The 9,393-nt window shown below is 48.9% G+C and carries 9 protein-coding genes; 4 read left to right on the top strand and 5 right to left on the bottom strand.

Annotated features, from left to right (window positions below; all coding sequences use genetic code 11):
• Positions 1-561: 561 nt before the first annotated feature.
• Both ACKFKF_RS25080 and ACKFKF_RS25075 read right to left on the bottom strand, forming a co-directional pair.
• Positions 562-861 (bottom strand): hypothetical protein, encoded by a 300-nt coding sequence (locus ACKFKF_RS25080; protein ID WP_446870178.1) that lies wholly within the window; start codon positions 859-861, stop codon positions 562-564.
• Between the two features lie 340 nt (positions 862-1,201).
• Positions 1,202-1,723 (bottom strand): hypothetical protein, encoded by a 522-nt coding sequence (locus tag ACKFKF_RS25075; protein ID WP_446870177.1) that lies wholly within the window; start codon positions 1,721-1,723, stop codon positions 1,202-1,204.
• A 220-nt stretch (positions 1,724-1,943) separates the two neighbouring features.
• Between ACKFKF_RS25075 and ACKFKF_RS25070 the strand changes: the two genes are divergently transcribed.
• Together ACKFKF_RS25070 and ACKFKF_RS25065 are read left to right on the top strand one after the other, a co-directional pair.
• Positions 1,944-3,095: an acetamidase/formamidase family protein gene (locus ACKFKF_RS25070; RefSeq protein ID WP_446870176.1), complete on the top strand. Its 1,152-nt coding sequence runs from the start codon at positions 1,944-1,946 to the stop codon at positions 3,093-3,095.
• 452 nt (positions 3,096-3,547) lie between these two features.
• Positions 3,548-4,680 (top strand): IS630 family transposase gene (locus ACKFKF_RS25065; RefSeq protein ID WP_446870175.1). Its coding sequence is split into 2 segments (ribosomal slippage): positions 3,548-3,980 and positions 3,980-4,680, totalling 1,134 coding nucleotides; the frame shifts between segments, so codons are not numbered across the junction.
• 13 nt (positions 4,681-4,693) lie between these two features.
• Here the strand turns inward: ACKFKF_RS25065 and ACKFKF_RS25060 are convergent.
• Positions 4,694-4,999 carry a hypothetical protein gene (locus tag ACKFKF_RS25060; RefSeq protein WP_446862061.1) on the bottom strand — a complete coding sequence of 102 codons (306 nt, stop codon included), beginning with the start codon at positions 4,997-4,999 and terminating at the stop codon, positions 4,694-4,696.
• A gap of 173 nt (positions 5,000-5,172) precedes the next feature.
• Positions 5,173-5,478, bottom strand: coding sequence for an RNA recognition motif domain-containing protein (locus tag ACKFKF_RS25055; protein ID WP_446870180.1), 306 nt, complete (start codon positions 5,476-5,478; stop codon positions 5,173-5,175).
• Positions 5,479-5,702: 224 nt separating this feature from the next.
• On the opposite strand from ACKFKF_RS25055, the gene ACKFKF_RS25050 reads away from it, so the two are divergent.
• Positions 5,703-7,634 (top strand): S9 family peptidase, encoded by a 1,932-nt coding sequence (locus ACKFKF_RS25050; protein WP_446870174.1) that lies wholly within the window; start codon positions 5,703-5,705, stop codon positions 7,632-7,634.
• Between the two features lie 39 nt (positions 7,635-7,673).
• On the opposite strand, the gene ACKFKF_RS25045 is transcribed toward ACKFKF_RS25050, so the two are convergent.
• Complete coding sequence (locus ACKFKF_RS25045; RefSeq protein WP_446870179.1) at positions 7,674-7,868, bottom strand: zinc ribbon domain-containing protein; 195 nt, start codon at positions 7,866-7,868, stop codon at positions 7,674-7,676.
• Positions 7,869-8,150: 282 nt separating this feature from the next.
• Between ACKFKF_RS25045 and ACKFKF_RS25040 the strand changes: the two genes are divergently transcribed.
• On the top strand, positions 8,151-9,356 hold the full coding sequence (locus ACKFKF_RS25040) for a glutathione S-transferase family protein (RefSeq protein ID WP_446870173.1): 1,206 nt from the start codon (positions 8,151-8,153) through the stop codon (positions 9,354-9,356).
• Positions 9,357-9,393: the final 37 nt, after the last annotated feature.

The raw sequence follows: 9,393 nt of genomic DNA, 5'->3' as shown, positions 1-9,393 counted from the left end.
TTCGCTGACCACCCCCTTTCGCCTGACTATTACCCACAACCAATAGATGCGCCCCCCCGCTTGAAAGACGCTTGCTCTACGCATTCACCCGGTAATGTCATCTGTTTAGTGTCATCGCCGAGATGCTTCGCCCCCTAAAGCCCCATCCTGGGGAACCTTGAGAAAGAGAGTGCTTCTAGAATGCAAAGAAACTTCTCAGGGGTTCAAAGTCTCTCACTGGTGGAGAATTTAGGGGGCTGAAGCCGACTGAAACGAAGCGATTTGTGAGTTGTGTGTGCACGGTAGCTCTCAAAAGGGAGGAAACCGGATGCAAAGTTAGCCTTTTTGATGCAAAGTCCCCTTTGAAGGGAGATTTAGGGGGATCGAAATTCGGCAATCAATAAAGTAATCTCAATTTGCAATCTACTAATTCTATTTGAGTTGTGAGGATTCTGTGATAAGTGGTTGGTGATAAGTGGTTAGTGATAAATTGTGAGGCTAAGAACTAATAACTAACACCATTTGTAGATTCTTACAACTGATTTAAAGCTGCCATAGTTCAAGATATTGCTATTTAAAATGTCACTTCTCGAAAGACGCAACCATGAGAAAGACAAAACCAGCAGCATAGAGCCACGGCAATGCAACTAAGCCAACAGCAACCTGATTAGCCCCTTGAGCATTCGCCAGCCACACCCCAACCCCTGATACCACAAATGCAATAGGAACCAGTAGGGCAAATCTTACAAGCCACCCACGCCATGCAAGTGTCATGTTCGTCATATTAGCGATGCTGATGATGCTTCCGCCAGCAAATAGCACTCCCACAACGGTTCCTACGATCGATACAATGCTGTTGATGACAACCAAGGACGTGGACAAACCTCCGTTATAAGTCTACTCAACATAATTTGAAACTAGCCTTTACTCAACTAATTGAAAGCTTTACTCAGCCAAGCTTTCAATGTCTTTAAAGGTCTAATTTTAAGTCACGGATAGGACACTCAATCAGATCGACCATTTGACCCGATCGAGTAGGCACATCAGCTCCTTTGGTGGCTATTATTCCCACATATTGAAGATTGTCTACTGAGCACCAATCCACTGAGCATTAATCCTCGCATCTCCAGCAGCTTTCTACTTCAACAAGCTAATACAGTTTTGCTTCCAGGTAGCGCCAGTTGTCTGTTTAGCCGACTAAAGCGATCGCTAAGTTTTTGTCTCAGGTGCTTTGACTTTCATTTTTGACTTTCATTACACGATTCCAGAGGTGGGTTACGCTCACTGATTGTCTCAAACGAATCGCTCTAGCGGCTTCTCGATAGGTTTGAGCATCCGTCAACAGCATTCCTGTCTCACAGCGCAATTGGTAATCGACCGATCGCTGCAACATCGGCGGGTCATTGCGTTCTTGAGTTTCTCGATGTTGATCCACTTCGTCGGCAGTCGGGCGGGGAGGCAGAGCAGCCCACCAGATTCCATTGTCGTCTGGGCCAGTGGCCGCATTCGCAGGTTTTTCTCCGTTGAGGTTAGTGATTGTATTGCTTTGAAATGCGTGAGTGCGCTGGGTGTTCATATCACCACTGGTTTTGCTGATGTAGTAGTCTACTTCCCAGGTTTGAGTTGCGATCGCGACTGCACGATTACAGCGAGTTTGTGGAATGAGTTCTGTGTTTTCAGCGCAACCGCTAAGAGCCAAGAGTAAAAGAATGATTGTCAACCAACCTGTAGTTTGAACCTTCATAAGACTGATTGAGAAACAGTGATCGAAATCGCTAAAACGTTCGTCAGAAGTGAATTTCAAAGTTTTTCTAAGCTTAATCCCAATGCTTGACTTTAATAGTAGCGACATTTGACCAAACGATAACGAAAGGGAATAGGTGAGCAAAAGGTAAGAAATCTCACAGTTTTTTTTCAAGATTGCTTAGATGGTTTAAAGCATTCAAGCACCTGTGAGGACTTTAGTGAACCATATTCTGACGGAACGTTTAAGACAAAAGAGCTTACAACGCTGGTGGGGCATGATTGGGCTAGGTTTGGGAGTTGTTTTTGTATGGGTAACAGTCATTGGATTACCTGCGATCGCCGCCATCGGCAAGACCCATCAAGTTCTCTCAACGCCTGAAAACCTGATCTGGGGAGAACTCTTTAAACCCAACAGCAAGCCAATTCTAAGTGTAAAGTCGGGCGATCGTGTCATTCTGCAAACCATCTCTCACGAGGCAATTTTAGCGGATCAGGGCGACACGGTTGAGTTTCTAGCTCAAGGGGGAATTTCTAAAAATCAAGTTCTCCCTGACCAACTGAGAACCAAAGCATCGGTGAAGAAAACTGGCCCTGGGCCGCATGTGATCACTGGCCCTATTTTTGTAGAAGGGGCGCAGCCTGGAGATGTGTTAGAGGTCAAAACGATCGCCATTGAGTACCGTTCTCCCTATGGCGTGATTTCTAGTCGTCACAACCGGGGTGCGCTGCCCGGAGAATATCCTGAGAATAGTGCCCCGATTTATACTAAGGTGATTCCGATCGATGCCAAACGAGAAATCGGGATCTTTCAACCCAGCAACCAGCTTCCGGTGATGAACATTCCTCTCAAGCCTTTTATGGGACTTATGGGAGTCGTTCCGGCGAATCCGGCTGACGCAGTAAATTCAGTTCCTCCGGGCGTGTATGGGGGCAATGTAGATGTGAAATACCTGGGACGAGGTTCGAGCTTTTATATCCCTGTCCAGGTTCCTGGCGCTCTATTTTATTCGGGCGATCCGCATTGTGCCCAAGGAAATGGTGAAGTTGCGCTGACGGCGATCGAGTGTTCTCTTACACCCACCTTTGAATTAGTCGTTCACAAAGATATGAAGTTGTCTACTCCAATGGGCGAAACCAAAGAAGCCTGGTATGCAATGGGACTGGACAAAGATCTTGATGAAGCGATGAAGAAATCGGTGCGAGAATATCTGCGTATCGTGAATGAGCAATATGGATTAACCAAGCCAGATGCACTACTGTACGCAAGCGCTGCCATTGATTTTGAGGTGTCGCAAGTCGTAGATATTGTGAAAGGAATTCATGCAGTCATTCCCAAACAAGCCTTCAAGGGATTAGAAAAGAAACGGTAAGCAAAGATTGCTACTCTGCAACCTAAAAAAGAGTTTGCGCTTGGTCTTAAAGTTCTCCAGAATTGGCAGCTTGGGGGCAGAAGCTCTAAACATCGAAGCAAGAGAACTAGATCAAATTCTCATAGATTTAGTAACCAGCTTGCATTTAGTAACCAGCTTGTATAGTGCAAATGATCGCTTCCATCATCCTGGTTAGTCTCCTAGTTAGTCTCGAAATTGTAGTCTCATACTCAATCAATTTGTGAATGCGACAGATCCTTCGCCCCCTAAATCCCCCAGTCTGGGGGACTTTGAGAATCTGAGACTGCTTTGGCTTGAAGTCCCCCACAAGTGGCAAATTTAGGTTGCTCTCCAAGAAGATCTGTAGCACTCAAAGATCAATTTGGTACTACTGGTCTGTCAAAGTTAGATTGAGGGATAATCAGGGGATGAAGTCCTAGGTTGAAATGATCATGCCTCAAAAGAAATACATCGTTTCCCTCAAAGCTGAAGAACGGCAGTTTCTAGAACACTTTACCACCACTGGAAAAGCGTCAGTCGCTGCCGTTAACCATGCTCGGATCTTGCTCAAAGCAGACATCAATCAACCCAATGGCGGCTGGAAAGATGAAGCGATCCGAGATGCGCTTGAGATCAGCGTGTCCACCATTGAGCGAGTGAGAGAGCGATTTGTGGAAGAAAGCCTAGAAGCGTGCTTGAAGCCGCGCCCTCGGCATCGGTCTCGCAGTCGTTGTTTAGATGGGGAGCAAGAAGCGCATCTGATTGCCATCGCTTGTAGTTCAGCCCCTGCTGGACAAGCTCGATGGACGTTGCGGCTCCTGGCAGATCGCCTGGTGGAAGTCGGCGAGGTCGAACAGATTTCTCATGAAACCGGGCGCCAAACGCTAAAAAAAATGAACTTAAGCCTTGGTTAAAAGAATGCTGGGTGATTCCGCCGGAAGCCAACGCTGAATTTGTGTGTCAGATGGAGGAAGTGTTGCAGCTCTACACCAGCCGAGAAGACCCTCGCTATCCTTTAGTGTGCTTCGACGAAAGCTCCAAACAATTAATCAGCGAAACTCAGATTCCGCAACCTGTCGAGCCTGGAAAACCTCCTCGCTATGACTATCAGTATGAACGCAACGGCACGGCTAATCTCTTCATGTTTTTCGCGCCTCTGATAGGCTGGCGACATGTCGACGTCACCGACCAGCGCACTCAGCTTGATTATGCCCAGCAAATGAAATATCTCGTGGATCACTGCTTCCCCGATGCGGTCAAAATTCGAGTCGTGCAGGATAATCTCAATACGCATGTCCCGGCATCTCTTTACAAAGCCTTCCCCGCGCCAGAAGCTCGGCGGATTCTTAACCAATTAGAGTTCCACTACACGCCCAAGCATGGCAGTTGGTTAGATATGGCAGAAATAGAACTCAGTGTTCTATCGCGTCAATGTTTAGATCGGCGCATTCCAGACAAACTCACTCTGACCCAAGAGATTGCGTCTTGGGAGCAGGCACGTAATGCTCAGGGTCATGCAGTGGACTGGCGCTTCACCACTCAAGATGCTCGGATTAAACTCAAGCGGCTTTATCCCTCAGTATAATCTTGACAGACCACTACCCATCAGACTGCCAGGTTGAAACCGATCGCAGTACCGCAGGAATCTCAGAGGTGTCGATCGGGAATTCTAACTGCGTTTCAGAAAGTCCTAAATAGCCTGACTCCATAAACGAAAGCAGCATTCTTTGTAGCGCAAACCAAACTTCAGACTCGTATTCCCAATCTTTGCCGCGGTTTGATCGGGCGGCAATCGATCGCAGCGCCCAAAAATAGCTATTTCGCACCACAGATCCTCCTTTCTTGAAGGGCGGAACATCTTCGTGATGGATGTAGAGAATTTCGTCTTGTAGCCTGACTCTCATAGCACAATCCAAAAAAATAACCCTCGCCTCAGCTGTGTGAACTGGGGCAAGGGTAAACACTGTTTGATCACAATTTGATCACGATCGCCTTCCAAAACTGATAGACCCTGGACTATTGGATTTTAATCTCCTCAAGTTCAAGGTCTAGAACTCAGCTTTAAGGCTGCACTCGCTTAGTAACGTTGCGAAAAGCTGCCACGGCCGCCGCCTCGATTACCACCACCGCCACGGTTGTCTTCACGGGGCTTGGCTTTGTTGACGCGCAGGTCACGACCCATCCATTCGGCACCGTCAAGGGCTTCGATCGCCGCTGACTCTTCGGCATCGGTGTCCATCTCGACGAAACCAAAGCCACGCATCCGACCTGTTTCACGATCGGTAGGAAGCTGAACCCGCTTGACTGTACCGTATTCCGCGAAGATAGCAGTCAGGTCTTCTTGTGTAACCTCGTAGGAAAGGTTACCAACATAAATCGACATTAGAAGAAATTCTCCAGAACCAGAAATTGCAGAGACGTTAGATTCGGAGAGATGCCTGTTAGCAAAAACAAACTGACCAGCCGAATTTAATACCCTCCTCAAGATTAACACAAATCACCAAATGCAATTCTCTAAAATGTGGATGCCCCAGATAATCCCTAGATAAGGGTGGCTAAGTCCGTAAAATAGAGTCTGGAAGATAACAAAACATTAAGGAGAAGTTTATGACTGTCCCCCAAACGTCCCCCTATGGATCTTGGAAGTCGCCGATCACGTCCGATTTGATTGTTGCAGGAACGATCGGTCTGGGACAGGTAAAGCTCGATGGCGAGGCCATTTATTGGAGTGAGTCACGCCCGACCGAAGGCGGAAGAAATGTGATCATTCAGCACTTAGATGAGACCGCCACCGATGTCACGCCGCCGCCCTTCAACGCTCGAACTCGTGTGCATGAGTATGGAGGCGCAGCCTTTACAGTGATCGACGGGGTGGTTTATTTTTCTAACTTTTCTGACCAAAGGCTTTATCGTCAGATTGTGGGTAGTGAGGCAACGCCATTAACGCCTGCATTGTCTTTGCGATACGCAGATGTAATTCTCGATCGTGCTCGCAACCGTTTGATTTGTGTGCGAGAAGATCATACAGTCGCCGATCGCGAAGCTGTCAACACCTTGGTGAGCATTCCTTTAGAAACTCTCGAAGCAGAACAAACCATTCTCACCAGTGGGCAAGATTTTTACGCCTCGCCGCGGCTCAGTCCCGATGGTTCTCAGCTTGCCTGGATTAGTTGGAATCACCCGAACATGCCCTGGGATGGCACAGCGTTGTGGGTGGCTCAAGTGCGAGCAGACGGCACGTTAGAGGCTCCTCAACAGATTGCAGGCGGGACGGAGGAATCCATTTTTCAGCCTGAGTGGTCACCTGATGGCGTGCTGTATTTTGTCAGCGATCGTACAGGCTGGTGGAATCTCTACCGCTACCAAGTTGATGACATTCAACCGCTCTGTCCGATGGAGGCGGAGTTTGGCTTGCCGCAGTGGGTGTTTGGCATGGCTACCTATGGGTTTGCGTCAGATCAACAGATTATTTGCACGTACAGTCAACAGGGCATGAGTCACCTCGCTCGTTTGGATTTGACGACTCACAAACTGGAGCCAATCGCGACTCCCTACACCAGTATTACGGGATTGCAGGTCTCAGAAGGTCAGGCGGCGTTTATTGGCGGATCGTCTACTGCGCCGGGGGCGATCGTTCATCTCAATCTGGCAAATCAAGCATTGACCGTACTGCGTCGAGCCAGCGAGTTGTCGATGAATGCGGGTTATCTTTCGGTGCCAGCGGCGATCGAGTTTCCTACAGACAACGGTTTGACGGCTCATGCTCTTTACTATGCGCCCAAAAATCAGGACTTTATCGCACCGAATGGGGAACGTCCTCCGATGCTGGTCAAGAGTCACGGCGGCCCGACGGCTGCAACCTCTGCTTCATTTAATCTGGGCATTCAATACTGGACAAGTCGCGGATTTGCGGTTCTCGATGTTAACTATGGCGGGAGTACGGGATATGGGCGATCGTATCGTCAGCGTCTCAACGGTCAATGGGGCATCGTCGATGTGAATGATTGTGCCAATGGAGCAAAGTATCTGGCAGAACAGGGCAAAGTCGATGGCGATCGTCTAGTGATTGCGGGGGGCAGTGCGGGCGGATACACGACACTTTGTGCGCTGACGTTTCGGGACACGTTTAAGGCGGGAGCCAGCTACTACGGGGTGAGCGATCTGAAAGCGTTGGCAGAAGACACTCACAAGTTTGAGTCGCGCTATTTGGATAGTTTGATCGGCCCATATCCAGAACGGAAAGATTTGTATGATCAGCGATCGCCCATTAGCGCCGTCGATCGATTAGCTTGCCCCGTGATCTTTTTTCAAGGTGACGAAGACAAAATTGTGCCGCCCAATCAAGCCGAAATGATGGTGAATGCGCTGCGTCAAAAAGGCATTCCAGTTGCCTACGTCTTATTTGAAGGAGAACAACACGGTTTCCGCAAAGCCGAGAATATTAAACGAGCGCTAGATGGAGAGTTTTACTTCTACTCTCGTGTGTTTAAGTTTTATCCCGCAGAACACATTGAAGCGGTGACGATCGACAATCTTTGATATGCTCACTGTCCTAAAGGAGCGGTAATTCTTGACGCTTCACCGACTGATGCTACCGAAGTAGTTACGTTGTCTCTGCGTCCGTATAGAGTCGTGGCAATGCCCTATCTCGACTTTGTTGATATTTGCTGCATTTTCGTCCCGGTCGTGTTCAGTGCCACAATTGAGACATCGAACCGACCGAACTTTTAGATCCAGCTTGCCCCACTTAAAACCACAACACGAATCATAGATGCCCTCCGACTAAAGTCGGGGCTACAAGAACAAAGGGTGCCTTCGCACACTAAAGAGGCGATTTTAACCGTTAGTCCACGGAGGGGGACTTTGTTCTGATAGCCGCGTTGCCGAAGGCACTTGCGAAGCTAACCTTAATCGGGCAGGAAGTCTATTTGTGATCGACTCAACACAGATAGATGTCACAAACCCTGAACTGCCGCAGCTTAAAATCAAAAAATCCTTGGACAAAACCCGTCAGAATGGTAGATGAGCTAACAAAAAACAAAGCTACCCATTCCTATGACGATCGCTCCCCTCAGTTGGACACAACTCGCCGCCCTCACAGATTGGCAACTCGATCGCGTCAACGGTGACACCAACGCCCAAGCTCGACTTCGCCTTTTTGGTCAAACCGAATCTGATGTGCGGGTGACCCTTTACCGAGACAATCACGCCTGGTGTCCCTATTGCCAAAAAATCTGGCTCTGGCTCGAAGAAAAACAGATTCCTTATCGCATCGAAAAGGTGACGATGTTCTGTTATGGCCAAAAAGAAAGCTGGTATAAGCGCAAAGTGCCATCGGGAATGCTGCCTGCGATCGAGCTAGACGGCCGAATCATCACCGAAAGCGACGACATTTTGATCGCACTAGAACAGGTGTTTGGCGTGTTAAACAAAGGCATGAAAGACCCTGACGTTTTGCCGCTGAGAGGGTTAGAGAGACTGCTGTTTCGGGCGTGGTGTGGTTGGCTTTGCCGTCGGGTCGGGTCGCCACGAGAAGAACAACGCAGTCGCGATCAGTTTGTCAGCGTCGTGGGTCAGGTCGAAGAAGCGCTCGATCGTACCTCCGGCCCTTACTTTCTTGATGAGTTTGGTACGGCTGACGTGATCTTTACGCCCTATGTCGAGCGGATGAATGCCAGTCTTTACTACTACAAAGGCTACTCTCTGCGAGAAGACAACCCGCATTTGTCAAGCTGGTTTGACGCAATGGAAGGCCGACCCACCTATCGGGGCACTCAGAGCGACTTTCATACCCATGTGCATGACCTACCGCCCCAAATGGGAGGTTGCTGGGAAAATGACCAACCCCAGACGCGACTCAATCAGACACGAGTAGATTGTGGCCCGTGGGATGGCTTGCCTGATGTGACTTATCCAGAGCCAAAAACCTCTCGGACGGAGGCACTTCAGCGAGTGATTCAGCATCGCGACAATATTATTCGAGTTAATCCTGCGGATGATGCTCTGATTGAGGTGGCGCTGCGGTGTGCGTTGACTCATTTGATGACGGGTGAAGTTTGTATGCCGCCATCGGGGTCTGATCTGGCGCTGCGTTATTTGCGCGATCGCATCAATGTGCCCCGTGACATGTCGATCTATGCTGCCAAGCGCCTGCGCGAAGCTTTAGAGAAAACGGCTGCATTGGTGGGCGATCGTCAGAGTGATCCGCTCCCGACTCAACACCGCCGCGACCAAGACCCGGCCAATTTTGCCCGAAGTTAAGGTCAATTCGATATGATTCCTCAGTGTCGAACCGTCT

Source organism: Phormidesmis sp. 146-12 (assembly GCF_052939495.1).
The sequence above is the reverse complement of the archived record's forward strand: the minus strand, read 5'-3'. Positions and strand labels throughout refer to the sequence as shown.